The sequence below is a fragment of the Curvibacter cyanobacteriorum genome, assembly GCF_028649475.1.
Classification (GTDB): Bacteria; Pseudomonadota; Gammaproteobacteria; order Burkholderiales; family Burkholderiaceae_C; genus Curvibacter; species Curvibacter cyanobacteriorum.
The window spans coordinates 79,043-103,374 of sequence record NZ_JAQSIP010000005.1 but is presented as its reverse complement, the minus strand read 5'-3'; the positions used below and the strand labels follow the sequence as shown (position 1 = coordinate 103,374).

Genomic DNA, 24,332 nt, shown 5'->3' with positions numbered 1-24,332 from the left:
CACTCATTTGAACTTCGCCACGTCGGGCCAGACCGCCTGGACCGACGTCAGAAAAGCAACAAGCGGCGACCCCCGATGCCGCGCAGGAGACAACGATGAACGCCCCCCTACCCGACCACATTCGCCGCGCGCTGGAGACGGTGACCCTGGACGACAAATACAGTCTGGACTACGGTCGCGCCTTCATGAGCGGGGTGCAGGCCCTGGTCAAGCTGCCCATGCTGCAGCGCCTGCGCGACGCCCAGCAGGGCAAGAACACCGCGGGCTTCATCAGCGGCTACCGGGGCTCGCCGCTCGGCGGCTACGACCAGGCGCTGTGGAAGGCCAGCCCCTTCCTCAAGGCGCAGAACATCGTGTTCCAGCCGGGCGTCAACGAAGAGCTGGCCGCCACCGCGCTGTGGGGCACGCAGCAACTGGGCTTTGCGCCCCAGGGCACGCAGAAGTTCGATGGTGTGTTCGGCATCTGGTACGGCAAGGGCCCGGGCGTGGACCGCTGCTCCGACGTCTTCAAGCACGCCAACATGGCCGGCACCACGCCCTGGGGTGGGGTGATCGCGGTGGCCGGTGACGACCACATCTCCAAAAGCTCCACCGCGGCGCACCAGAGCGACCACATCTTCAAGGCCTGCGGCTTCCCGGTGTTCTTCCCGTCCACGGTGCAGGAGATCCTGGACCTGGGCCTGCACGCCTTTGCACTGAGCCGCTACGCCGGCGTCTGGTCGGGCATGAAGACCATCCAGGAGATCGTCGAGTCCAGCGCCACCGCCATGATCGACCCCGACCGGGTGCAGATCCAGATCCCGACCGACTTCGAGATCCCGCCGGGCGGCGTGCACATCCGCTGGCCCGACCATGCGCTGGACCAGGAAGCGCGTCTGTTCGACACCAAGTGGTACGCCGCGCTGGCCTACATCCGCGCCAACCGCCTCAACTACACCGCGGTGCAGGGCCCGAACGACCGCCTCGGCATCATGGCCAGCGGCAAGGCCTGGAACGACATGCGCCAGGCGCTGGTCGACCTTGGCCTCGACGAAGACGCGTGCCGCGCCCTGGGCATCCGCCTGCACAAAGTGGGCGTGGTCTGGCCGCTCGAGGCGCAGCTGACGCGGGAGTTCGCCACCGGCCTGCAAGAGATCCTGGTGGTCGAAGAGAAGCGCCAGGTCATCGAATACCAGCTCAAGGAAGAGCTCTACAACTGGCGTCCCGACGTGCGCCCCAATGTGGTGGGCAAGTTCGACGAGGGCGAGGGCGACTTCAGCGGTGGCGAATGGGCCCGCCCCAACCCCACGGCCAACACCTTGCTGCGCGCCAATGCCGACCTGTCGCCGGCGCTGATCGCCAGCGCCATCGCCAAGCGCCTGCAGCGCCTGGGCATGCTGCCCGCGGGCAGTGACCTGGCGCAGCGGGTGCAGACCCAACTGGCCCTGCTGGAGGCCAAGCAACGTTCGATGCAGGTGATCGAGGTCAATGGCGTGCAAGGGGCGGACCGCCAGCCCTGGTTCTGCTCGGGTTGCCCGCACAACACCAGCACCGTGGTGCCCGAGGGCTCGCGTGCCATGGCCGGCATCGGTTGCCACTTCATGGCCACCTGGATGGACCGCAGCACGGTCGGCTTCACCCAGATGGGCGGCGAAGGCGTGCCGTGGACGGGCCAGCAGCCCTTCAGCACCGAGCAGCATGTGTTTGCCAACCTCGGTGACGGCACCTACTTCCACAGCGGCTTGCTGGCGGTGCGCCAAAGCATTGCCGCGGGGGTCAACATCACCTACAAGATCCTCTACAACGACGCCGTGGCCATGACCGGTGGCCAGCAGGTCGGTGAGCGCCCCGAGGGCCACTCGGTGCTGCAGATCGCGCAGAGCATGCGCGCCGAAGGGGCGCAAAAGATCACCATCGTCACCGACGAGCCCGAGAAGTACGCCGGCGTGCGAGGCCTGCCCGCGGGCATCGCGATCCAGCACCGTGACACCCTGGACGCGGTGCAGCGCGAGTTCCGGGAGATCAAGGGCACCACGGTCATCATCTACGACCAGACCTGTGCCACCGAGAAGCGCCGCCGCCGCAAGCGCGGCACGATGGTCGACCCGGCCCAGCGCGTGCTGATCAACGAGCTGGTCTGCGAGGGCTGTGGCGACTGCGGTGTGCAGTCCAACTGCCTCAGCGTGGAGCCGCTGGAGACCGAGTTCGGTCGCAAGCGCACCATCAACCAGAGCAGCTGCAACAAGGACACCTCGTGCCTCAAGGGCTTCTGCCCGAGCTTCATCACCGTCGAAGGCGGCCAGCTCAAGAAGAAGGCCAAGGGCCAGGCGGTGTCGCCGTTCGAGCTCGGCGCCGTGCCCGACCCGCTGCCGCGCGGCATCCCGGCCACCCACGGCGGGGTGTGGGGCATTGTGGTGGCTGGCGTCGGCGGCACCGGGGTCATCACGATCGGCCAACTGCTCGGCGTGGCCGCCCACCTGGAGGGCAAGGGCATCGTCACGCAGGACGCGGCGGGCCTGGCCCAGAAGGGCGGCGCCACCTGGAGCCATGTGCTGATCGCCGAGCGCCAGGACGACATCCGCACCACGCGCGTCAGCGTGGCCGCGGCCGACCTGGTGCTGGGGTGCGACCCGCTGGTCACGGCGGGCAAGGAAACCCTGGCCCGCATGCGTGAAGGCCGCACCTTTGTGGCCCTGAATTCGCACAGCACGCCGACCGCGGCCTTTGTGCGCAACGCCGAGTGGCAAAACCCGGCCGAAGCCTGCCTGGCCCAGGTCCAGCAAGCCGTGGGCGCCGGCTTGGGCGCGTTTGACGCCGACGGCGTGGCCTCGCGCCTGATGGGCGACAGCATTTACGTCAACCCCATGATCCTGGGCTACGCTTGGCAAAAGGGCTGGATCCCGCTGGGTCTGGCCTCGCTGACGCGCGCCATCGAGCTCAATGGGGTGGCAGTCGATGCCAACAAGGCCGCCTTCCACTGGGGGCGTCAGGCGGCGCACAACCCAGCCGCGGTGCAGGGCCTGCTGGCGCCCACCCAGGTGCTGCAGTTCAAGCCGCGCGAAACCGTGGCCTCGCTGGTGGCGCGCCGGGTCGAGTTCCTCACCGCTTACCAGAACGCCGCCTACGCCAAGCGCTACCAGGACTTCGTGGCCCAGGTGCAGCAGGCCGAGAGCGCAGTCGGCAAGACCACGCTCACCGAAGCGGTGGCGCGCTACCTGTTCAAGCTGATGGCGTACAAGGACGAGTACGAAGTGGCCCGCCTGCACAGCGACCCGGCCTTCCTGGCGCGCGTCAACGGCATGTTCGAGGGCGATTTCACGATCAACTACCACTTGGCGCCTCCGCTGACCGCTCAGAAGAACGACAAGGGCCAGTTGCTCAAGAAGAAGTACGGCCCGTCGATGCTGACCGGCTTCCGCTGGCTGGCGCGCCTCAAGGGCCTGCGCGGCACCGCCTTCGACGTGTTTGGTCGCACCGAGGAGCGCCGCACCGAGCGCGCCCTGATCGGCGAGTACCAGGCCCTGATGGAAGAACTGTGCCGAGGCCTGAGCGCCGACAACCACGCCCTGGCGCTGGAGTTGGCGCGCCTGCCCGAGCAGATCAAGGGCTATGGCCACGTCAAGGAGCGCAACCTGCATGCCGCGCGCCAACGCTGGCAATCCCTGCTGGCCCAATGGCGGGACGGCGCCGTCCGCCGCCAGGCCGCCTGAACGGGCAGCCCCCGGCCGCGCCCGGGGGCAACTGGACTGGGACCTCAGCGGCCGGGTGGCAACACCCGGCCGTTTTGCTTGGGCGCCCCGCTGCGCCGTGGCCCGAGGCGGCCCGGGGCGCAGCGGGCCGGGCCCCAGCCGCCCGAGGGCTTGAAAAAGGCCTGTTCGGCGCTCAAATCCCTGGTCGGGCAGGGGGATGGTCCCGGCTTACAATCTGCCAGCACCCGCCCGCCTGCGCTTTGGCGCTGGTGCGAGGGTCCGCCTTGTCTTTTGTCACCCCTTGTGGAGTCTTTTGTGTTCATTTCTTCCGCTTTTGCCCAAACGGCCCCGGCCGCCGCCGCCGCTGGTGGCGACATCATGTCGTCGCTGACCAGCATGCTGCCCCTGGTGCTCATGTTCGTGGTCTTGTACTTCGTCATGATCCGCCCCCAGATGAAGCGCCAAAAAGAACACCGCGCCATGATTGACGCGCTGGCCAAGGGCGACGAAGTGGTCACCTCGGGTGGCCTGCTGGGCAAGGTGTCCAAGATGGGCGAAACCCACCTGGGCCTCGAAGTGGCCAACGGCGTTGAAGTGCAGATCCAGCGCAGCGCTGTGGTTCAAGTGCTGCCCAAGGGCACGGTGAAGTAAACCGGCCATGGCCCACCAGGCAAACCGCCCTCTGCGCTTGCCTGTCTGGCCGGCCCGCCCTTGGACTGCATCAGCCCGGGGTGGTCAGACCAGTTTCTTTTTCATTAGTCAGGTATCAGCGCGATCATGAACCGTTACCCGGTCTGGAAATACGCGATCATCTTGGTCGTGTTGCTCGTTGGGGTGCTCTACACCCTGCCCAATTTCTTCGGCGAATCTCCCGCCGTGCAGGTGTCTTCGGGCAAGGCGACGATCAAGATCGACACCGCCACCGTGCAGCGGGTCAAGGACGTGCTGAGTGCGGCCGACCTCAAGGCCGACGCGCTGGCCTTTGACGGCAATTCCATCAAGGCGCGTTTCCTCACCCCGGACGACCAGCTCAAGGCCAAGGACGCCCTGCAGCACGCGCTGGTGCCGGACGCCAGCGACCCGTCTTACGTGGTGGCCCTGAACCTGCTCTCCAGCACCCCGTCCTGGCTCAGCGCCCTGCACGCGGCACCCATGTACCTGGGGCTGGACCTGCGCGGCGGTGTGCACTTCATGCTGCAGGTCGACATGGCCGCGGCCCTGACCAAGAAGGCCGATTCGCTGACCGGTGACATCCGCTCGCTGCTGCGCGAGAAGACCGTGCGCCACGGCGGCATCGCCCGCAACGGCCTGGTGGTCGAGGTCAAGGCCCGTGACAGCCAGACCCTGCAAGCCGCCCGCAACGCGATCGCCGACCAGTTCCCCGACCTGCTGCTGACCGACGCCCCCGACGGCGCCGAGTTCGTGCTGCGCGCCACCCTCAAGCCCGAGGCCGCCCGCAAGGTGCAGGAAATGGCGCTGAAGCAAAACATCACCACCCTGCACAACCGGATCAACGAACTCGGCGTCTCCGAGCCCGTGATCCAGCAGCAGGGCGTGGACCGCATCGTGGTCCAGCTGCCGGGCGTGCAGGACACCGCCAAGGCCAAGGACATCCTGGGCCGCACCGCCACGCTGGAAGTGCGCATGGTCGACGAAAGCTCGGACGCCCGTTCGGCTGAGACCGGCCGCGCCCCGGTGCCCTTTGGCAGCGAACGCTACCCCGACCGCAATGGCCAGTCCCTGGTGGTCAAGAAGCAATTCATCCTGACCGGCGAAAACCTCACCGATGCCCAGCCGGGCTTCGACAGCCAGACCCAGGAACCCACCGTCAACCTGACGCTGGACGCCAAGGGTTCGCGCATCTTCCGCGACGTCACGCGTGAGAACGTCGGCAAGCGCATGGCCATCATCCTGTTCGAAAAGGGCAAGGGCGAGGTCGTGACCGCGCCGGTGATCCGCTCGGAGATCAGCGGTGGCCGGGTGCAGATTTCGGGCCGCATGACGGCCATGGAAGCCACCGACACCTCGCTGCTGCTGCGCGCCGGTTCGCTGGCCGCGCCGATGGAGATCATCGAAGAACTGACCATTGGCCCCACGCTGGGCGCCGAGAACATCTCCAAGGGCCTGCACAGCGTGACCTGGGGCTTTGTGGTGATCTGCATCTTCATGTGCATCTACTACATGGTGTTCGGCGTTTTCTCGAGCCTGGCACTGGGCCTGAACCTGCTGCTGTTGATGGCCGCGCTGTCCATGCTGCAAGCCACCCTGACGCTGCCTGGCATCGCCGCCATGGCGCTGGCCCTGGGCATGGCGATCGACTCCAACGTGCTGATCAACGAGCGGGTGCGCGAAGAACTGCGCGCCGGTGCTTCGCCGCAGGCGGCCATCCACGCCGGTTACGACCGCGCCTGGGCCACCATCCTGGACTCCAACATCTCCACCCTGATCGTCGGCCTGGCCTTGCTGGCGTTTGGCTCCGGTCCGGTGCGTGGTTTTGCCGTGGTGCACTGCATTGGCATCTTGACCTCGATGTTCTCGGCCGTGTTCTTCTCGCGTGGCCTGGTCAACCTTTGGTATGGCCGCCAGAAGAAGCTCAAGTCCGTGGCCATTGGCACGGTGTGGCGCCCCGACGAGGGCACCGCCCTGACCCGCTCCGAATGACGCGGCGCGACTGAAACTGGCAGACTGAATCTGGTCGACGCCCCCGGGGGGCGCGGCCTAGCAAGGACAAAGCGATGGAATTTTTCAAGATCCGCAAAGACATCCCGTTCATGAAGAACGCGCTGGTGTTCAATGTGATTTCCTTTCTCACCTTTGCTGCAGCGGTGTTCTTCCTGCTCACGCGCGGCCTGCACCTGTCGGTGGAGTTCACGGGCGGCACGGTGATGCACGTCAGCTACGCGCAGGCGGCCGAACTCGAGAAGGTGCGGACCTCGGTCGCGGGCCTGGGCTTCAGCGATGTGCAGGTGCAGAACTTCGGCAGCTCCAAGGACGTGATGATCCGCCTGCCGGCGCAAAAAGGGGTCAGCTCGGCGCAGCAAAGCGAGCAGGTGATGGGCGCCCTCAAGGCACTCGACGCCGAGGCCACGCTGCGCCGCACCGAGTTTGTCGGTCCCCAGGTCGGTGAAGAACTGGCCCACGACGGCCTGAAGGCCCTCGGGGTGGTGGTGCTGGGCATCATGGTGTACTTGGCGATCCGTTTTGAATGGAAGTTCGCGGTCGCCGCCATCATCGCCAACCTGCACGACGTGATCATCATCCTGGGCTTCTTTGCCTTCTTCCAGTGGGAGTTCTCGCTCGCTGTGCTGGCGGCGATCCTGGCCGTGCTGGGCTACTCGGTGAACGAATCGGTGGTGATCTTTGACCGGATCCGCGAAAACTTCCGCCGCTTCCGCAAGATGAACACGGTCGAGATCATCGACAACGCGATCACCTCCACCATCAGCCGCACCATCATCACCCACGGTTCGACCCAGATCATGGTGTTGTCCATGTTGCTGTTTGGGGGCCAGACGCTGCATTATTTCGCCATGGCCCTGACCATCGGCATTTTGTTCGGCATCTACTCCTCGGTCTTCGTGGCCGCGGCGATCGCGATGTGGCTCGGCATCCAGCGCGAAGACCTGGTCAAGGGCCCGGTGCGCAAGGACGAAGACCCCTCCGACCCCAACGCCGGGGCCACCGTCTGAGCGTCACGCTGACCTGCTGCTGAGCCCCCATGGCCACTTACGCTGCCCCCACGCCGCCCCATGAACTGGGGCTGCAGGTGCGTCAGCGTTTTGTCGATGTGCTGCTCAAGGGCCTGCCCGCGCTGGCCGAAGCCAGCGACACCCAAATGCTGGCGCTGGCCTCCCAGACCGGCACCGCACGCGAAATGCAGGCGCACCGCGACGCCTGGCTGGCCTGGCAGCAGAAGCGCGGCGTGTTTCTGACCCAGTTGCGCCACGCCTGGCAGGGGGCCCTGAAGCCCGCCGCCGCGAGCCCGGCGCCCCGCGCCGGCCAGCTCGATGTGCTGAGCCTGGAGCTGGTGGGTGACGACGTGGTCGAGAACAAGATCATGTCCTCGCGCATGGCCTCGGCCCTGTCCGAGCGCGTGGCCCTCGAATGGGGTGAGCTGCGCGGCCGCTTGCAGGAGTTGCAGGCGGGTGAGGACCTGCCCGCCAACGATGTGCTGCGGGTGGAGACCCTGACCCAGCTGCTGGTCGAGCAGTGGGTGCAGTGCGAGCTGTCGCGCGACAGCCTGCTGGTCCTGTTTGAGCGCCTCAAGGGCCTGATGGCGGCCCAGTTGCGCGAGGCCTACCGCGGCGCCAGCGACTGGCTCACGCAGCGCGGTGTGGTGGCCAACGATGACCTGCGCGCCCGCGTCAAGCGAGCGCCCTCCTCGCTGGGCTTTGACAGCGGCTCCCAGTCGGCCACGCTGCAGTCCACCGGGCAAGACCTGGCATCCACCCGTTCGGGCCTCAGCAGCCGCAGTGCGCGGGCCGAGGACACCCGACTGCTCACCGCCACCACCCCCCTGTTGCGCGCCCGCGCCCGTGCCCATGGCCTGATCGGGCAGTTGCAGCGTTTGCTGTTGCGTTCGGTGGGCGAGGTGGGGGGCAGCCTGGCGGGCGACAGCACCGTGCGCAGCCCGGTGGCGTCGCCTTCGGCACGCGCTGGCTTGTCGGGCGGTGCCCCGATCGCCGCCGGCACGCCGACCGGCGTGGCCGGTGGTTTGGGCCTGAGTGGCTTGCAGTTTTCGGCCCCGGCCAGCGAGGCCTTGGCCCAGGCCCTGGCCGCCGCCCCCTTGCAGCACCAGCGCCAGGACGGCGCGCCGCTGTCGGGGGTGCTGGTGCTCGACGCCTCGGCGGCGGGCGTCGCGGCGGCGGTGGGGGCCGTGCGTGAGAAGTCAGCCGAACTCAAAAAGAAGACCGCCAACCCGGCCGAGAAAGCCACGATCGAGATCGTGGCGCTGATGTTCCAGAGCATCCTGTCCGAGGAGCGCCTGCCGCCCACCATCCGGGTCTGGTTTGCGCGCCTGCAGGTGCCGGTGCTGCGCGTGGCGCTGGCCGAGCCGGAGTTCTTTGAGAACCTCAGCCACCCGGCGCGCCTGCTGATCGACCGCATGGGCTCCTGTGTGCTGGGCTTTGACGACAACGCCATCGCGGACTCGGCGCTGGAAGCAGAGATCCGCCGCGTGGTGCAGGTGATCGAGCAGTACCCGGAGACCGGGCGCCGCGTGTTCCAGCTGGTGCATGACGAGTTTCAGCGCTTCCTGGACCGCTTCCTGACCGAAAAGAGCAAGACCTCGCGCCTGGTGTCGGTGGCCCAGCAGGTGGAGCAAAAAGAAGCGCTGGGCATCCAGTACACCATCGAGCTGCGCAACATGCTCAAGGACATGCCGGTGCGCGACGAGGTGCGCGACTTCCTGTTCAAGGTGTGGTCCGAGGTGCTGGCCCTGTCGGCGGTGCGCAGCGGGCCGCAGCACGACACCACGGTGCTGTTCAAGAAAACCGCTGCCGACCTGGTGTGGGCGGCCAGTGCCAAGCCCAACCGCGCCGACCGCGCCCGCGTGATCCACGACCTGCCCATGCTGCTGCAGCGCCTGCGCCAGGGGCTGAGCCTGCTGGGCGTGAACGGCAGTGCGCAAGAAGCGCACATCAAGATCCTCAGCGAGACGCTGGCCGATGCCTTCCTGTCCAAGACCGAGGCCATCCCGCAGGCCACGATCGACGCCATGGCCAAACGCCTGACCCACCTCGAAGACTATGTCACCGAAGAGGGCCTGGACGAGCTGCCGCTGGACGCTGAAAGCCTCGAGGTCATGCTGGGCGTGGACTCCACCTCGCTCACCGTGGTGGCCGGTGGCGGCAGCCAGCCCAGTGAAGACATGCTGGCCTGGGCGCTCGAACTGCAGCCAGGCCTGTGGTTCACCCTGGACCACAACGGGTCGACCACCCAGGTCCAGTACGCCTGGCGCAGCGACCGCCGCCAGCTGCACCTGTTCGCCTCGCTCGACGGCGGCAGTTACCTGATCCAGCTGCGCCGCCTGGCGGCTTACCTGCAGGCTGGCCTGCTGGTACCGCAGGAAGAGGAAACCCTGACGCTGCGCGCCACGCGCGAGGCCCTGGCCAAGCTCGACGCCAACCCCGAACGCCTGCTCAACTGAGTCGAGGCGGTGGCAGGTCGCGGCGCCTTGGCCTGCGCCGACGTTGAACGCCGGGCACCGCAGGTTGTGGTGGGGGGTTGTTGGGGGTGACGGGGCTGTGAAGGGGGGTGATCGGCGCTCTGGCCGCGCCCGCCCCCCGGTCAGTGCAGGGTGCGCTCGCCGCGGGCGCTGCACAACTCGTCGAGCACCAGCGCATTGGGCTGGTGGTTGAACTGCCAGAACACCATCAGGATGATGACCTTCAGGGCCTCCAGGCTGAGCGGCCGCCCCGAGGTGGCGACCGCGTGTTCCATCACCACCTCGTGCAGCGCCGGGGGCAAGGCCCCCACCGACTGCAGGAAGTGAATGAAGCCCAGGCCTTCGGCCCCCAGGTGATCGAGCTCGTGCGGGGTGTAGGCGCGCAGGCTGGTGGCTTGCGGCGCGAGCAGGGCGTGGGGGTGCGGCGCGTTGGCCGCGGGGCGCTGGCGGCGCAAGGTGGCGGCGGCCTCTTGCAGGCCCTCCAGCCAGTCCAGGGCCTGTTCAATGTCGGACTCGTCAAACCCCTCCGAATTCAGCTTGTCGCCCAGTTGTTTGAGCTCAGGGCAGTTGTCGCCATGCCCATAGTTTTCGTACACAAAGACCAGAACTTCCATCATCCGCGCAATATAGCCGACTTGCCCGGGGCGACCGGTTCAGGCCAGACCGATGCGCTGGAACAGCCCCCCCGGCAGCCGGGCCACCTGGCCAGCGAGTTCCAGCGTCAGCAAGGCGGCCTGCAGTTGGGGCGTGGGCAGGCCGGTGCGGGCCTGCAGCGCGTCCAGTGAGCTGGCTTCGTAGCCCAGGGCGGTCAGCAAGGCGTCGGTCGGAGGGGCGGGGGTGGCAGTGGTCATGGCCGGCGGTGCGGTGGGGGGGCTTGGGTGATGGGGGGCGGCTCAGGCGCGGCCCCTTCGGATCGGGCCGGTGGCGCTGACGGGGCCTGGGCCTGCGCGCGGACCCGCGTGCTTGGAGGGCGCGCGGCGGGCTTGGGTTTCGGGGGCGGCGGCGGCGCGGTGGTGGGGGCCCCCGGTGCGGTGTCGAGGGGGGGCGTTGGCAGTTCAAACGCCAACTCTTCGAGGATGTCGTCGAGGGTTTCGACCAGTTTGGCGCCTTGCCGGATCAGCGCGTGGCAGCCGCGCGCCTGCGGGGCGTGGATCGAGCCCGGGATCGCAAACACCTCCTTGCCCTGCTCGGCCGCCAGCCGCGCGGTGACCAGCGAGCCCGAGGCCAGCGCGGCCTCGACCACCAGCGTGCCCTGGGACAAGGCCGCGATCAGTCGGTTGCGTTTGGGGAAGTTGCCCGGCAAGGGCGGCGTGCCCAAGGGGTACTCGCTGAGCAGCAGGCCGCGCCGGGCCACCGCATGGGCCAGGGCCTGGTGCTGGCGTGGGTAGACGCGGTCCAGCCCGGTGCCCACCACGGCCAGCGTGGGGCAACACGCGGCCGGCCCGTGCGCGGCCAGGGCCCCCTGGTGCGCGGCACCGTCGATGCCCAGCGCCAGCCCCGAGACGATGGTCACCCCGCGTTCGGCCAGCGCCTGGGCAAAGGCGTGGGCGGTTTCCAGGCCCTGGGGGCTGGCCACCCGGCTGCCGACCATGGCGAGTGCGTTGGCACAGCGCGACCACGGTGCGCCCGCGGTGGTGGGGGTGGTGGGGGTGGCCTCGGGCGCGGCGTCGATCAGGTAGACCAGCAGCGGCGGGTCTTCCAGTTGCAGCAAGGCCGGTGGGTAGGCGGCGTCGGCCAGGCTCACGACCTGGTGGCGCAGGCCGGGGGTGGGCTCGTCCAGCCAGCGGACGGTGCGTGCCAGCAGCTCGGCCAGGCCGGTGGGCGGGCGGCGCAGGGCCTGGATCTGGCTGGGGCTGAGCCAGGGCGCCAACGCGGCGGTGGGTTGTTCAAACAGGCCCTCAGGCGGACCGAAGGCACGCAGCAAACGACAGGCGCTGAGTTGGCCGAGCCCCGGCACCAGGCTGAGCCGCAGCCAGGCCGTGAGTTCATCGCGGCCGGGCGGGGGCGGGCTCATTCAGCCTCGTCGGGGATGGCGGGGCGCCGGCATGGGCAACCCTCAGAGCGGGTGGATCAGGCGGTCGCCCACGCGCACCGCCTGTTTGATCTCGAGGATCAGCGCGTAAGACACGCGGTCGAAGGTGCGGAACACCATCAGCAGGCCGTTGCGCTCGTCGGGCAGCTTGATGCGGGTGCGCTGGTCGTCGGTTTTGTCGATCATGCGCGCGCCTTCGGTCAGGATCGCCAGCACATGGCCGGACTCGATGCCGTCGCGCCGGCCCAGGTTGATGGCCACCACCTGGTTCTGTGCGGCGTTGGCCACGGCGCTGCCGTAGACCGAGGCAATGCGCCCGCCCTGGATCGGGACTTCGGGGGCACGCGGCACGTAGTTCACCAGCTGGCGCGGGGGCTCGGGCAACAGGCGGTCACCGGCGCGGATTTCTTCCTTGATCGACACGATGTCGATGGTCGCGGGCACCACATCGCCGGGCACGGGCTGGGGGGCGTCGGCGGGGTAGCCTTGGTCACTGACCCGGCTCTCCGGGAACGGCCGCATCGGCGGGCTGGTCTCGGGTGCGGCCTGGGTGGTTTCGCTGCGCTCCAGCCGGGCCCGGCCCAGGTACTGGGCTTCGTAGCCGAGGATCTCGCCGTTGTTCGGGTTCTTGATCGGTTTGGCGCTGCGGAAGACGCGGAAGTCGCGCGGCAGGCCGGGGCCAATCACCAGCGGGGTGTTGGCTTCGCCGCGCGCATAGGCGCGGTCACCGCGGCTGATCAGCACGCGGTCGTCCTGGCCCGCCACGATGTGCGGGGCCTCGAGCAGGGTGCGTTCGTCGACCACCACGGGTTCGGCCAGGAAGGGCTCGATCAGCTGGGTGCGCAGCGTGGGCAGGGCATTGGCCGACAGCGCCTCGGTGCGGGTGCGGGGCACCACCTTGACGGTGGGGATCTCGCTGCTGTCGCCGTTGCGCAGGCTCAGGCGTGCCAGGCCACCCTGGCGGATCAGGTAGAGGGTCTGACCGGGGTAGATCAGGTGGGGGTTGCTGACGTCCTGGCGGTTCATGCCCCACAGTTCGGGCCAGCGCCAGGGCTTGGTGAGGTACAGGCCCGAAATGCCCCACAGGGTGTCGCCGGGCTTGACGGTGTAGCTGTCGGGGGCGTTGGCGGCCAGTTCGCTGACCGGCACGCCGTTCTGGGCCACGCGCTCGGCGGTGGCTTTTTGGTCGGCCGTGATGGGGTAGCGTTGGGCCCAGCCGGGCGTGCTCATCAGGCCCAGCAGCGACAGGGCGGAGAAGGTCATCCGCCGCCGCTGGCCTTGCACCGCTGCTTGCTTGAGTTGGTTTGGCATTCCTGTCGCTCCCGGGATCCGCCTTCGAAGGTGGGCGTCAACCCGGCGGAATCGTCACAAATCGGCTCAGATTTTGCGCCCAAGCCCTTGATTGGGCAATGAAAAATCGGTGCGCCTCAGCCGTCCAAGACAAAAGTGGCGAAAATAGCGACAACTGCTGCGAAACGCCATGGCTCTTTTACCCATTCTCTGCTATCCCGACCCCCGCCTGACCAAGGTGGCCAAGCCCGTCACGGTTTTTGACGAGCGCCTTCAAACGCGCATCCAAGACATGTTCGAGACCATGTACGACGCCAAGGGCATCGGCCTGGCCGCGACCCAGGTCGACTACCACGAACGCCTGATCGTCATCGACGTGTCCGAGGACCACGACCAGCCCCTGGTGCTGATCAACCCCGAGATCGTCTGGTCCAGCCCCGAGCGCCACCTCAACGAGGAAGGCTGCCTCTCGGTGCCGGGCATCTACGACGGTGTCGAGCGCGCCGACGCGGTGCGCGTCAAGGCCCTGGACGCCCAGGGCGAGTCGCGCGAGATCAGCGCCGACGGCCTGCTGGCGGTGTGCATCCAGCACGAGATGGACCACTTGATGGGCAAGGTGTTTGTCGAGTACCTGTCGCCGCTCAAGCGCAACCGCATCAAGACCAAGCTGGTCAAGGCCCAGCGCGAGGCCCGCGCATGAGGGCCCGCGCCGCCGCACCGGCCCGCACCGGACGCCTCGCCGCGACCGTGGTGCTGGCCGGTCTGTTGGCGGCCTGTGCCGGTTCGCCGGTGTTCAATTTCCCCTCGGCGCAGCCCCTGGGCTCGACCCGCGCCGAGTTGCTGGCGCGCCTGGGCCCACCGACGGCCCGCTACCCCCTGCCCTCGGGTGAACGCCTGCAGTACTCGTACCTGCCGGCCGGTACCGCGGTCTACAACCTCGACCTCGATGCGCAGGGTCGGCTGCAGCGCGTCGACCAGCCGCTGCGCAAGCAGCGCCTCGATGCCGAGTTGCAGCTGGGGCAGACCCGGGCCGACGACCTGCGCCTGGCCTATGGGGCCCCGGCCCGGATCGACCGGGTGGCCCGTTTTGAGGGTCAGGTCTGGGTCTACCAGTTCCTCGACCTGAACGAGGCCTTTTACGCCTACCTGCACCTGGACCCCGACGGCGTGTTGCGCCGGGTGGTGTACCAACAGGTGCGGGACCCAGCCGAGCGGCTGTCACGTTGACATGGCCCCCTGGAGGGGCCCGAGACCATGAGAGTGATTTTTGCCGGTACGCCGGAATTTGCACGGGTGGCGCTGGAGCGCCTGCACCAGGCGGGCTTTGAGATCGCCCTGGTGATGACCCAGCCGGACCGCCCTGCCGGGCGCGGCATGAAGCTGCAGCCCTCGCCCGTCAAGCAGTGGGCGTTGGCCCACGGTGTGCCCGTGGCCCAGCCGCGCAGCCTGCGCCTCGACGGCAAGTACCCTGACGAAGCCGCCGCGGCCCGTGACGCCCTCCTGGCCGCGCAGGCCGACGTGATGGTGGTGGCCGCTTACGGCCTGATCCTGCCGCAGTGGGTGCTCGACACCCCGCCGCTGGGCTGCCTCAACATCCACGCGTCGCTGCTGCCGCGCTGGCGGGGTGCGGCCCCGATCCACCGCGCCATCGAAGCGGGCGACGCCGAGACCGGCGTCACCATCATGCAGATGGACGCAGGCCTGGACACCGGCGACATGCTGCTGATCGAGCGCCTGCCGATCGCCTCCGACGACAGCACCGGCACGCTGCACGACCGCCTGGCCGAGCAAGGCGGTCGCCTGGTGGTCGAGGCGCTGCAGCGCGCACCGCAGGGTGGCCTGACGCGCACGCCGCAGCCCGCCGAAGGCATCACTTACGCCCACAAGATCGAGAAAGCCGAGGCGCAGATCGATTGGGCCCTGCCGGCCGCGCAGATTGACCGCCGGGTGCGGGCATTTGACCCCTTCCCCGGCGCGCAGACGACCTGCGGCGGCGAGGTCATCAAGGTCTGGCGTGCCGAGGTGGCCGACGCCAGCGCCGCCCCGGCCCCCGACCGCGTGGCCGGTCAGGTGCTGGCGCTGGAGACCGATGCGGTGACCGTGCAATGCGGCCAGGGCGTGCTGCGCCTGCGCGTGCTGCAGCGCGCGGGTGGCAAGCGCCTGCCGGTGGCTGATTTCCTGCGTGGCTTTGCCCTCAGCCCGGGCGCCGTGCTGGGCCAGGCCACGGCCTGATCGGAGTCGAGCCATGTTTTTGCGTGCGGCGCATTACCGCCATCCCGACTTCGCCCTGGGGGTGAAGGGCATGTGGCCGCAGGCGCCAGGCATCGCGGCCTGGGGTTTGATGACCGGCGTGGCCATGGTCAAGTCGGGCATGAGCGTGTTCGAGTCGGTGCTCATGACCCTGCTGGTGTTCGCGGGCAGCTCGCAGCTGGCGGCCATTCCCCTGCTGGTGGCCAACGCGCCGGCCTGGGTGATCCTGGCCACGGGCTTTTGCGTCAACCTGCGCTTTGTGGTGTTCAGCCTGCACCTGCGCCCCTACCTGATGCACCTGCCGCGCTGGGAGCGCCTCATGCATGGCTACCTGACGGCCGACCTGACCTATGTGCTGTTCACGCGCCATTACCCCCAACCGGCCTCCACGCCCGAGCAGCAACTGGCCCAGACGGCCTACCTGGCGGGCAACTGCGTGGTCAATTGGGGCAGCTGGATGGTGTCGAGCCTGATCGGCGTGGTGCTGGCCAACTTCATTCCCACCCAATGGGGGCTGGGCTTTGCCGGCATCCTGTGCCTGATTGGCATCCTGTGCTCGCTCGGCAGCACGCGGCTGCGGGGCGTGGCGGCGGCGGTGGCCGGGGTGGCGGCGGTGGTGGCCTATGCCTTGCCGCTCAAGCTCAACATCGTGGTGGCGATCGCCGTGGCCGTGTTGCTGTGCCTCGGGCTGGAACGCCTGCCGGGCCAGCGGCCGCCGGCCCCGAGCCACTGAGGCTGCGGCCAGAAAGACCTGAACCATGGGACAAACCGACGCCTGGACCGTGGCCGTCATCATCGGCCTGGCCTGCGTGACCGTGATCGCGCGCAGTTTCTTTTTCATCTCCAGCAAGCCCTGGAGCCTGCCGCACTGGGCCCAGCGCGGCCTGCAGTACGCTCCCATCGCTGCGCTGGCCGCGGTGGTGGTGCCCGAGGTGGTGATGGTGCAGGGCCAGCTCACGCCCACGCTGCAGGACGCGCGCCTGTACGCGGCGCTGGCGGGCGCGGCGGTGTATTTTTGGCGTAAGAACGTGCTGATCACCATCCTCGTGGGCATGGCGGTGTTCCTGCCGCTGCACCTGGGCCTGGGCTGGTGAGGGGCGCCGGAGGGCGGCATTGGCGGGCGGCATTGGCGGGCGGCGGTGCGCGGCCTGCGGCCTTGCACGGCCCACCTGTCAGGGCCCTGAAGGACAAGCTTCTAAAATGGTCGGGTTTGTCCAGAACTCAACCTAAGAAGCCATGAACGTCATCCGTTTCTCCGACCTGTGCGCCGCCGGCAAAGTCCGTGACCAGCGCGTTTTCATCCGTGCCGACCTGAACGTGCCGCAGGACGACGCTGGCAACATCACCGAAGACACCCGCATCCGCGCCAGCGTGCCCTGCATCCAGATGGCCCTGGACGCCGGCGCGGCCGTGATGGTCACCTCCCACCTGGGCCGCCCGACCGAGGGCGAGTTCAAGCCCGAAGACTCGCTGGCCCCGGTGGCCAAGCGCCTGTCCGAGCTGCTGGGCCGTGACGTGGCGCTGGTGGCCAACTGGGTCGACGGCGTGAGCGTGGCCCCGGGCCAGGTGGTGCTGCTGGAGAACTGCCGCCTCAACGTGGGTGAAAAGAAGAACAAGCCCGAGCTGGCCCAGAAGCTGGCCGCGCTGTGCGACATCTTCGTCAACGACGCGTTTGGCACCGCCCACCGCGCCGAAGGCACCACGTACGGCATCGCCCAGTTCGCCCCCGTGGCCTGCGCCGGCCCGCTGCTGGCCGCTGAGATCGACGCCATCACCAAGGCCCTGGCCCACCCGCAGCGCCCGCTGGTGGCCATCGTGGCGGGCTCCAAGGTGAGCACCAAGCTGACCATCCTGAAGAGCCTGGCCGACAAGGTCGACCAGCTGATCGTGGGCGGTGGCATTGCCAACACCTTCATGCTGGCCGCCGGCCTGAAGATCGGCAAGAGCCTGGCCGAGCCCGATCTGCTGGGCGAAGCCAAGGCCGTGATCGACGCCATGAAGGCGCGTGGCGCCGAGGTGCCGATCCCCACCGACGTGGTGGTCGCCAAGACCTTCTCGGCCGACGCCGAGGCCACCGTCAAGTCGGCCGCTGACGTGGCCGACGACGACCTGATCCTCGACATCGGTCCCGACACCGCGGCCCGCCTGGCCACGCAACTCAAGGCCGCCGGCACCATCGTCTGGAACGGCCCGGTGGGCGTGTTCGAGTTCGCTGCGTTTGAAAACGGCACCAAGGCCATCGCGCAGGCGATTGCCGACTCCAGCGCCTTCAGCATCGCTGGCGGTGGCGACACCCTGGCCGCGATCGCCAAGTACGGCATCGAGCAGCAGGTGGGCTACATCTCCACCGGCGGCGGCGCCTTCCTGGAGGTGCTTGAGGGCAAGACCCTGCCGGCTTTCGAGATCCTGGCCAAGCGCGCCGCGGGCTGATCGCCCCGCGCCTGGGCTGTCGGCCTGGCGCCGGCAGCGCCCATGAAAAAAGCCACAGTGCCCGCGAGGGCCTGTGGCTTTTGTTTTGCGCTGAAGGGGGTGACGGGGTGGTCAGGCGGCCACGGGCAGGGCTTGCGGCTCGCTGGTGGCGCGGCCCTTGAAGTCGGTCCAGCAGCGGCGCGAGAAGTCGTACAGCTTGCAGGCGCGCGCGGTGCGGAAGTACCAGGCCCACGAGAACGGTTGCACGATGATGCGGCCCGGCAGCAGGTCTTCGAGCATCTTCTGGGCGTCCTTGAGGCGGTACAGCGGGATGCTCATGTCGACGTGGTGGGCCGTGTGCTCCATGATGTGGTGCAACACGGCGCCGATCTGGAACGGGAAGGTCAGGTGCACGGTGGTCGACACAAACGGTTGCGCGCGCGTCCAGGCGGCCTTGTTGTCATGCCAGGACACCTTCACGTGGGTGTGGTGCACGTACACCACAAAGCCGATCATCGCGAACCAGAACAGCATCGGCACCACAAACCCCAGGCCCAGCAGCAGAGCCACCGATTGCCCGGTGCTCAGCGCGGCGGCCACCAGGCCGCCCATCCAGACCAGGCCGTAGGCCGACACGGCCATGCAGTCCCAGAAGAACAGCGGGCGGCGCGTGCCCATGCTCGACTTGCTGGGGAAGAACATCTTCTTCCACCAGATTTCGATCATGTAGTACAGGCCCGGTGCCCAACCGCTGCGGTAGAGGCGTTCCATGAAGCGGCGGCCCGGCGTCATGGCGTCGAATTCGGCCTGGGTCTTGGGCTCCCACACAAAGTCCACGCCCTTGAGGTTGGTGAAGCCGTGGTGCACCACGTTGTGGCCCACGTCCCACAGGCTGTAGGGGGTGATCGAGGGCAGGAACGCGATGCGCCCGAGCCATTTGTTGAGTTGGCGGTGCGGCGTCAGGCTCTGGTGGCAGGCGTCGTGGCCGATGATGAACAGGCGACCCAGCACAAAGCCGGCGGCCAGGCCACACAGCAGCTTGAGCGCGATGCTGTCCAGCGTCACCACGCCGTACAGCGTGGCTGCCAGCAGCGCGTAGTCGAAAGCCAGCAGCACAAAGGCCCACCAGGTGGTGCGTTCGGACAGCGGGATCAGCCAGGACCGGATGATCTTGCGGTGGGGCAGCGGCGCGTCCGGGGCCAGCGGCGCGGGAAGCTCTTGGGAAGGGGTCTGAATTGCGGTCATGGTCGCCTATAGGTTCTGCGGCAAGGCCCGGATGGTAGGCGTTTGGCAAGTCGGGCCGTTGACCGGGCTCAAATGCGCTGCACTTTCCGCCGCCAGGTCGATACCCCTGACGCAGGCCGGGTTTTAGAGCGGGCGCCGCGCCTTGTCGGGGCTGGGATAAACCCGGGCCCGGGTTTTTCGTACCGGGTTGGTAACCGGTTCCATGTGAAAATGGAAATTAAGTTACAGGAGACCTTTGCCCATGAGCACCCGCCGCGCCACCAAAATCGTTGCCACCCTCGGTCCTGCTTCCAGCGACCCGGACCTGCTGGAGAAGATGATCCGCGCCGGGGTCAACGTCGTGCGCCTCAATTTCAGCCATGGCAAGGCCCAGGACCACATCGACCGCGCCGCCCTGGTGCGTGCCGCGGCCCAGCGCGCGGGCCGTGAAGTGGCCATCATGGCCGACCTGCAAGGCCCCAAGATCCGCGTCGGCAAGTTCGCCGAAGGCAAGGTCATGCTCGAAGCCGGGGCTGCCTTTGTGCTCGACGCCTCGCGCACCGAGCCCGGTGACCTGCACGGTGTGGGCCTCGACTACAAAGAGCTGCCGCGCGACGTCAAGGCCGGCGACCTGCTGTTGCTCAACGACGGCCTGATCGTGCTGACCGTCACCGCCGTGCGCGGCGAGCAGGTCCACACGGTGGTCAAGCTCGGTGGCGAACTGTCCAACAACAAGGGCATCAACAAGCAGGGCGGCGGCCTGACCGCGCCGGCGCTGACCGGCAAGGACATGGAAGACATCCGCACCGCGATGAGCTTCCAGGCCGATTACGTGGCCGTGAGCTTCCCCAAGAACGCGACCGACATGGAAATGGCGCGCCAGCTGTGCAATGTGGCCGCGGCCGAGTACCGCCACAAGCCGGGCCTGATCGCCAAGATCGAGCGCGCTGAAGCCATCCCGCGCCTGGAGGAAATCCTGGCCGCCAGCGACGGCATCATGGTGGCGCGCGGCGACCTGGCCGTCGAAGTCGGCAACGCCGTCGTGCCCGCGCTGCAAAAGCGCATGATCAAGCTCGCGCGTGAGAGCGACAAGGTGGTCATCACCGCCACCCAGATGATGGAAAGCATGATCACCAACCCGGTGCCGACCCGCGCCGAGGTCAGTGACGTGGCCAACGCCGTGCTCGACGGCACCGACGCGGTGATGCTGTCGGCCGAGACCGCAGCCGGCAAGTACCCGCTCGAAACCGTCGAAGAAATGGCCAAGATCTGCAGCGCCGCCGAGTCGGCCGAGCAAGTCGAGCTGGACGCCGACTTCCTGGGCAAGTCCTTCACCCGCATCGACCAGTCGATCGCCATGGGCGCGCTGTTCACCGCCCACCACCTGGGCGCCAAGGCGATCGTTGCCATGACCGACAGCGGCTCCACCGCTCTGTGGATGAGCCGCCACCGCATCCATGTGCCGATCTACGCGCTGACCCCGAAGGTGGCCACCCAGCGCCGCATGGCCCTGTTCCGCAACGTGCGCCCGCTGCTGATGGACACCAGTGGCGACCGCGACACCGCCCTGGTGCAGGCCGAGGCCCACCTCAAGAAGCGGGGCATTGTGAGCAGCGGTGACGTCTACGCCATCACCTGCGGCGAGCCCATGGGCGCGCCCGGCGGCACCAACATGCTGAAGATCTGCTGCGTGGCTTGAGGCCCGCTGGTGGCCGGGCCCTGAGGCGGGCCCGGGCCGGGCTGGCGCCGCGTCGGCGCGGGTTGTCTGGCCCACTTGATGCTTGGTGTGACGGGCTTCGGCCTGCCTGCGGCTAAAATCGCAGGAGTTACGGCGCGGTTACCAGTCAATTTAGCCGCTCCGGTCAGCTTTCATCACTTCCCACGGATCATCACCATGCCTCTCGTTTCCATGCGCGAACTGCTGGACCATGCCGCTGTCAACGGCTATGGCATCCCGGCCTTCAACGTCAACAATCTGGAGCAAGTCCAGGCCGTGATGGCGGCCGCCGACGAAGTGGGCGCGCCGGTCATCCTGCAAGCCAGCGCAGGGGCTCGCAAGTACGCGGGCGAGAGCTTCATCAAGCACCTGATCCAGGCCGCCTGCGAAGCCTACCCCCACATCCCCCTGGTGATGCACCAAGACCACGGCACCAGCCCCAAGGTCTGCCAGGGCGCGATCGACCTGGGCTTTGGCTCGGTCATGATGGACGGCTCGCTGATGGAAGACGGCAAGACCCCGTCGAGCTTTGACTACAACGTCGAAGTGACCCGCAAGGTCGTCGACATGGCGCACAAGACCGGCGTCACCGTCGAAGGCGAACTCGGCTGCCTGGGCAACCTCGAAACCGGCGACGCCGGCGAAGAAGACGGCATCGGCGCCGTCGGCAAGCTGGACCACAGCCAGATGCTGACCGACCCCGAAGAAGCCGCCACCTTCGTCAAGGCCACCCAGCTGGACGCGCTGGCGATTGCCATCGGCACCAGCCACGGCGCCTACAAGTTCAGCCGCAAGCCCACCGGCGACATCCTGGCCATCAGCCGCGTCAAGGAAATCAACGCCCGCATCCCCAACACCCACCTGGTGATGCACGGCTCGTCCTCGGTGCCGCAAGAACTGCTGGCCATCATCAACCAGTACGGCGGCAAGATGAAGGAAACCTACGGCGTGCCCGTCGAGGAAATCCAGCAAGCCATCAAGTACGGCGTGCGCAAGATCAACATCGACACCGACATTCGCCTGGCCATGACCGGCGCGGTGCGCAAGTTCCTGTTCGAGAACCCCGACAAGTTTGACGCCCGCGAATGGCTCAAGCCGGCCCGCGAAGCCGCCAAGCAAATCTGCAAGCAGCGTTACCTGGAATTCGGTTGCGAAGGCCAAGGCGGCAAGATCAAGGGCCACAGCCTGCAGGTCATGGCCGCTCAGTACGCCCAAGGCGCTCTGGCCCAGGTCGTGAACTGATTTGCGATAATCACGCTGAATAGCGCGAGCCCGTTGACTGTTCAACGGGCTTTTTCATTTCTGGGTTGCCGAATATTTCTCACGCCAAAGCCATGTCCACCGCCCTGCACACTTCCGCTCTGACCTCCCTGCCCCTGCTCGCCCGAGGCAAGGTGCGTGACAACTACGCCGTGGGCACCGACCGCATCCTGATGGTGGCCAGCGACCGCCTGTCGGCCTTTGACGTCATCATGGGCGAGCCCATCCCGGGCAAGGGCGAGTTGCTGACCCAGATGGCCCTGTTCTGGTTCGACAAGCTGGGCCACCTGTGCCCCAACCACCTGACCGGTGACGCCCCCGAGAGCGTGGTCAGCCCCAGCGAGGTGGCCCAAGTGACCGGTCGTTCGATGCTGGTCAAGCGCTTGAAGCCGATCCCGGTCGAGGCCGTGGTGCGCGGCTACCTGGCGGGCAGCGGCTGGAAGGAATACCAAGAGAGCCGTTCGGTCTGTGGCGTGCCCCTGCCCGAAGGCCTGAAGAACGCTTCGCGCCTGCCCCAGCCCATCTACACGCCGGCCGCCAAGGCCGAAGTCGGTGAGCACGACGAGAACATCACGTTCGAGCGCACCGTCGAGATGATCGGCCTGGACCTGGCCACCCGCATCCGCGACCTCAGCATCGCCATCTACCAGGCCGCCGCCGAGATCGCGCTGACCAAGGGCATGATCATTGCCGACACCAAGTTTGAATTTGGCCTCGACACCGATGGCACCCTGGTGCTGATGGACGAAGTCCTGACCCCCGACAGCTCGCGCTACTGGCCCGTCGAAGGCTACGACGCCGCCTTTGCCGCCGGCGAAAACCCGCCCAGCTACGACAAGCAGTTCGTGCGCGACTGGCTCGAAGCCGTGCGCATCAACGGCGCCCCGTGGAACAAGACCGCCCCCTCGCCGCGCCTGCCGCGCGAGGTGATCGAAAAAACCGCCGCCAAGTACCGCGAAGCCCTGGAGCGCCTGACCGCCGCCTGAGCGTCGACTGAGCGTCGCGTCACCCAGTTTGCCCCCGGGCCATCCCCTCGGAGGCAATGCCCCACACGCCTTGGCGTCCTGCCCCCCAGAGGCATTCAACCCAGCGTGTGAATCAGCCCCCTCTCCGTTCAAGCGAGGTGGTCTTGAGTGGAGATCAGGCCGGCGCCGGGCCGCCCCAAGGCGGCCTGCGGCCCCCTCGGGGGGCAGGGAGCGACACGCAGTGCGTGACCGTGGGGGCCTCACCCCAGGCCGGCGCCGGGCCGCCCCAAGGCGGCCTGCGGCCCCCTCGGGGGGCAGCGACCCACACGCAGTGGGGGAGCGTGGGGGCCTCAATTCAAGGCCATGCTCAGCTTGCGGCGGTAACGCGCCACCAACTCGGCTTGCGGGTCCAGGGCGGTCACGCTCTTGCCCGCCAATTCAATGCCGCCGGCCGATTTGCCGCTGGCGTCCGCGCTGGCCTTGGGCTTGGGCGGGGTCAGCAGCTCCAGCAGGGCCACATAGGTCTTGCGCGCGGCTTCCTCGTTCCAGGTCTTGTCGCGCATGATGATTTCCAGCAGTTCGTCCATCGCGCCGGTCGAGTCGCCGGCCGCGATCAGCACGCGGGCTTTGGCAAAGCGGGTGTCGAAATCGCGTTTGTTCTCGGCGATCTTGGCGTCAAAGGCGGCCAGTTCCCATTGGCCCCGCTCGTCGGTGCTGACGAACTCCAGGGCCGCCATCCAGTGCAGCAGGGCCTCAAAGCGCAGGGGCTTGGGGATGCGCGTGAGCGGCTCGGCGATCAGGGCGCGGGCTTCTTCAAAAATGCCGCTGCCGATCAGCAGGCGCGCGTAGTCGTAGCGCGCGTCGTCGTTGCTGGGGTCGGCGGCCAGCGCGTCGGCCAGCTTGGCCATCGCGGCTTCGGTGTCACCGGCTTCGAGCAGGGCTTCGGCTTCTTCGGTTTCCGCTTCGGCTTGCAACGCTTCTTCCGAGGGCAGGTGCTTGTCGAGGAAGGCCCGCAGTTCAGCGGGCGGCACCGCGCCCATGAAGCCGTCCACCGGCTTGCCGCCCTTGAGCAGGATGCAGGTCGGCAGGCTGCGGATGCCAAAAGCCCCGGCCAGTTGCTGTTCTTCGTCGGCGTTGATCTTCACCAGGATGAAGCGGCCCGCGTACTCTTCTTCGAGCTTTTCCAGCATCGGGCCGAGCTGTTTGCAGGGCCCGCACCAGTCGGCCCAGAAGTCCACCAGCACGGGGGTGTGCATCGAAGCGGCGATGACTTCGGTTTCAAAGTTTTGGATCGTGACGTCAATCATTTCGTAGCCTTCTGGGCCTAAAAGTAAAATTCAGGGTTGCAACC

20 protein-coding genes are annotated in these 24,332 nt (G+C 67.7%); 14 read left to right on the top strand and 6 right to left on the bottom strand.

What is annotated here, in order from left to right; genetic code table 11:
- Window positions 1–95 precede the first annotated feature (95 nt).
- From PSQ40_RS12425 to PSQ40_RS12405, 5 genes are all read left to right on the top strand, one after another.
- Window positions 96–3,689: an indolepyruvate ferredoxin oxidoreductase family protein gene (locus tag PSQ40_RS12425; RefSeq protein ID WP_273951834.1), complete on the top strand. Its 3,594-nt coding sequence runs from the start codon at window positions 96–98 to the stop codon at window positions 3,687–3,689.
- A gap of 294 nt (window positions 3,690–3,983) precedes the next feature.
- The gene (gene yajC, locus PSQ40_RS12420) at window positions 3,984–4,319 is read left to right on the top strand and encodes a preprotein translocase subunit YajC (protein ID WP_273951832.1); all 336 of its coding nucleotides are present in this window, start codon (window positions 3,984–3,986) and stop codon (window positions 4,317–4,319) included.
- Between the two features lie 126 nt (window positions 4,320–4,445).
- Window positions 4,446–6,329: a protein translocase subunit SecD gene (gene secD, locus PSQ40_RS12415; RefSeq protein ID WP_273951831.1), complete on the top strand. Its 1,884-nt coding sequence runs from the start codon at window positions 4,446–4,448 to the stop codon at window positions 6,327–6,329.
- A 74-nt stretch (window positions 6,330–6,403) separates the two neighbouring features.
- Window positions 6,404–7,357, top strand: a complete 954-nt coding sequence (gene secF / locus PSQ40_RS12410) for a protein translocase subunit SecF (protein ID WP_273951830.1) — start codon at window positions 6,404–6,406, stop codon at window positions 7,355–7,357.
- A gap of 29 nt (window positions 7,358–7,386) precedes the next feature.
- A complete protein-coding gene (locus PSQ40_RS12405; RefSeq protein ID WP_273951829.1) occupies window positions 7,387–9,816 on the top strand; it encodes a DUF1631 family protein in 2,430 nt (809 codons plus the stop codon).
- Between the two features lie 140 nt (window positions 9,817–9,956).
- Here PSQ40_RS12405 and PSQ40_RS12400 read toward each other — a convergent pair whose 3' ends face one another.
- The 4 genes from PSQ40_RS12400 to PSQ40_RS12385 are packed head-to-tail and all read right to left on the bottom strand — an operon-like array spanning window position 9,957 to window position 13,177.
- Window positions 9,957–10,448 (bottom strand): DUF494 family protein, encoded by a 492-nt coding sequence (locus tag PSQ40_RS12400; protein WP_337961829.1) that lies wholly within the window; start codon window positions 10,446–10,448, stop codon window positions 9,957–9,959.
- 39 nt (window positions 10,449–10,487) lie between these two features.
- On the bottom strand, window positions 10,488–10,685 hold the full coding sequence (locus PSQ40_RS21385) for a DprA-like winged helix domain-containing protein (protein WP_457851494.1): 198 nt from the start codon (window positions 10,683–10,685) through the stop codon (window positions 10,488–10,490).
- A complete protein-coding gene (gene dprA, locus PSQ40_RS12390) occupies window positions 10,682–11,848 on the bottom strand; it encodes a DNA-processing protein DprA (RefSeq protein ID WP_273951826.1) in 1,167 nt (388 codons plus the stop codon). Before dprA ends, PSQ40_RS21385 begins: the two co-directional genes overlap by 4 nt.
- Before the next feature lie 42 nt (window positions 11,849–11,890).
- Entirely contained in the window at window positions 11,891–13,177 is a 1,287-nt protein-coding gene (locus PSQ40_RS12385) for a LysM peptidoglycan-binding domain-containing protein (RefSeq protein WP_273951825.1), read from the bottom strand.
- A gap of 169 nt (window positions 13,178–13,346) precedes the next feature.
- Here PSQ40_RS12385 and def point away from each other — a divergent pair, with 169 nt between their 5' ends.
- From def to PSQ40_RS12355, 6 genes are all read left to right on the top strand, one after another.
- Entirely contained in the window at window positions 13,347–13,856 is a 510-nt protein-coding gene (def, locus tag PSQ40_RS12380) for a peptide deformylase (RefSeq protein WP_273951824.1), read from the top strand.
- On the top strand, window positions 13,853–14,383 hold the full coding sequence (locus PSQ40_RS12375; RefSeq protein WP_273951823.1) for a hypothetical protein: 531 nt from the start codon (window positions 13,853–13,855) through the stop codon (window positions 14,381–14,383). The genes def and PSQ40_RS12375 overlap by 4 nt, the downstream gene beginning before the upstream one ends.
- A gap of 27 nt (window positions 14,384–14,410) precedes the next feature.
- The gene (gene fmt / locus PSQ40_RS12370; protein ID WP_273951822.1) at window positions 14,411–15,388 is read left to right on the top strand and encodes a methionyl-tRNA formyltransferase; all 978 of its coding nucleotides are present in this window, start codon (window positions 14,411–14,413) and stop codon (window positions 15,386–15,388) included.
- 13 nt (window positions 15,389–15,401) lie between these two features.
- A complete protein-coding gene (locus tag PSQ40_RS12365) occupies window positions 15,402–16,139 on the top strand; it encodes an AzlC family ABC transporter permease (RefSeq protein ID WP_273951821.1) in 738 nt (245 codons plus the stop codon).
- Between the two features lie 25 nt (window positions 16,140–16,164).
- Window positions 16,165–16,500 carry an AzlD domain-containing protein gene (locus PSQ40_RS12360; RefSeq protein ID WP_273951820.1) on the top strand — a complete coding sequence of 112 codons (336 nt, stop codon included), beginning with the start codon at window positions 16,165–16,167 and terminating at the stop codon, window positions 16,498–16,500.
- 142 nt (window positions 16,501–16,642) lie between these two features.
- Window positions 16,643–17,836, top strand: coding sequence for a phosphoglycerate kinase (locus PSQ40_RS12355; protein WP_273951819.1), 1,194 nt, complete (start codon window positions 16,643–16,645; stop codon window positions 17,834–17,836).
- Window positions 17,837–17,947: 111 nt separating this feature from the next.
- On the opposite strand, the gene PSQ40_RS12350 is transcribed toward PSQ40_RS12355, so the two are convergent.
- Window positions 17,948–19,060: a fatty acid desaturase gene (locus PSQ40_RS12350; RefSeq protein WP_273951818.1), complete on the bottom strand. Its 1,113-nt coding sequence runs from the start codon at window positions 19,058–19,060 to the stop codon at window positions 17,948–17,950.
- A 241-nt stretch (window positions 19,061–19,301) separates the two neighbouring features.
- Here PSQ40_RS12350 and pyk point away from each other — a divergent pair, with 241 nt between their 5' ends.
- From pyk to PSQ40_RS12335, 3 genes are all read left to right on the top strand, one after another.
- A complete protein-coding gene (pyk, locus tag PSQ40_RS12345) occupies window positions 19,302–20,738 on the top strand; it encodes a pyruvate kinase (RefSeq protein WP_273951817.1) in 1,437 nt (478 codons plus the stop codon).
- Between the two features lie 195 nt (window positions 20,739–20,933).
- The gene (fba, locus tag PSQ40_RS12340) at window positions 20,934–21,998 is read left to right on the top strand and encodes a class II fructose-bisphosphate aldolase (protein ID WP_273951816.1); all 1,065 of its coding nucleotides are present in this window, start codon (window positions 20,934–20,936) and stop codon (window positions 21,996–21,998) included.
- Between the two features lie 92 nt (window positions 21,999–22,090).
- On the top strand, window positions 22,091–23,002 hold the full coding sequence (locus PSQ40_RS12335; RefSeq protein WP_273951815.1) for a phosphoribosylaminoimidazolesuccinocarboxamide synthase: 912 nt from the start codon (window positions 22,091–22,093) through the stop codon (window positions 23,000–23,002).
- A 329-nt stretch (window positions 23,003–23,331) separates the two neighbouring features.
- Here the strand turns inward: PSQ40_RS12335 and trxA are convergent, their stop codons facing one another.
- Window positions 23,332–24,288 carry a thioredoxin gene (gene trxA / locus PSQ40_RS12330; protein WP_273951813.1) on the bottom strand — a complete coding sequence of 319 codons (957 nt, stop codon included), beginning with the start codon at window positions 24,286–24,288 and terminating at the stop codon, window positions 23,332–23,334.
- Window positions 24,289–24,332 lie beyond the last annotated feature (44 nt).

What these genes read in the sequence shown, in the direction of transcription:
- PSQ40_RS12335 (WP_273951815.1), top strand. Translation starts at nt 22,091, where the DNA reads ATGTCCACCGCCCTGCACACTTCCGCTCTGACCTCCCTGCCCCTGCTC.
- PSQ40_RS12400 (WP_337961829.1), bottom strand. Translation starts at nt 10,448, where the DNA reads ATGGAAGTTCTGGTCTTTGTGTACGAAAACTATGGGCATGGCGACAAC.
- PSQ40_RS12425 (WP_273951834.1), top strand. Translation starts at nt 96, where the DNA reads ATGAACGCCCCCCTACCCGACCACATTCGCCGCGCGCTGGAGACGGTG.
- trxA (WP_273951813.1), bottom strand. Translation starts at nt 24,288, where the DNA reads ATGATTGACGTCACGATCCAAAACTTTGAAACCGAAGTCATCGCCGCT.
- PSQ40_RS21385 (WP_457851494.1), bottom strand. Translation starts at nt 10,685, where the DNA reads ATGACCACTGCCACCCCCGCCCCTCCGACCGACGCCTTGCTGACCGCC.
- def (WP_273951824.1), top strand. Translation starts at nt 13,347, where the DNA reads ATGGCTCTTTTACCCATTCTCTGCTATCCCGACCCCCGCCTGACCAAG.
- PSQ40_RS12355 (WP_273951819.1), top strand. Translation starts at nt 16,643, where the DNA reads ATGAACGTCATCCGTTTCTCCGACCTGTGCGCCGCCGGCAAAGTCCGT.
- fba (WP_273951816.1), top strand. Translation starts at nt 20,934, where the DNA reads ATGCCTCTCGTTTCCATGCGCGAACTGCTGGACCATGCCGCTGTCAAC.
- secD (WP_273951831.1), top strand. Translation starts at nt 4,446, where the DNA reads ATGAACCGTTACCCGGTCTGGAAATACGCGATCATCTTGGTCGTGTTG.
- PSQ40_RS12360 (WP_273951820.1), top strand. Translation starts at nt 16,165, where the DNA reads ATGGGACAAACCGACGCCTGGACCGTGGCCGTCATCATCGGCCTGGCC.
- fmt (WP_273951822.1), top strand. Translation starts at nt 14,411, where the DNA reads ATGAGAGTGATTTTTGCCGGTACGCCGGAATTTGCACGGGTGGCGCTG.
- PSQ40_RS12385 (WP_273951825.1), bottom strand. Translation starts at nt 13,177, where the DNA reads ATGCCAAACCAACTCAAGCAAGCAGCGGTGCAAGGCCAGCGGCGGCGG.
- secF (WP_273951830.1), top strand. Translation starts at nt 6,404, where the DNA reads ATGGAATTTTTCAAGATCCGCAAAGACATCCCGTTCATGAAGAACGCG.
- PSQ40_RS12405 (WP_273951829.1), top strand. Translation starts at nt 7,387, where the DNA reads ATGGCCACTTACGCTGCCCCCACGCCGCCCCATGAACTGGGGCTGCAG.
- PSQ40_RS12350 (WP_273951818.1), bottom strand. Translation starts at nt 19,060, where the DNA reads ATGACCGCAATTCAGACCCCTTCCCAAGAGCTTCCCGCGCCGCTGGCC.
- PSQ40_RS12375 (WP_273951823.1), top strand. Translation starts at nt 13,853, where the DNA reads ATGAGGGCCCGCGCCGCCGCACCGGCCCGCACCGGACGCCTCGCCGCG.
- PSQ40_RS12365 (WP_273951821.1), top strand. Translation starts at nt 15,402, where the DNA reads ATGTTTTTGCGTGCGGCGCATTACCGCCATCCCGACTTCGCCCTGGGG.
- pyk (WP_273951817.1), top strand. Translation starts at nt 19,302, where the DNA reads ATGAGCACCCGCCGCGCCACCAAAATCGTTGCCACCCTCGGTCCTGCT.
- dprA (WP_273951826.1), bottom strand. Translation starts at nt 11,848, where the DNA reads ATGAGCCCGCCCCCGCCCGGCCGCGATGAACTCACGGCCTGGCTGCGG.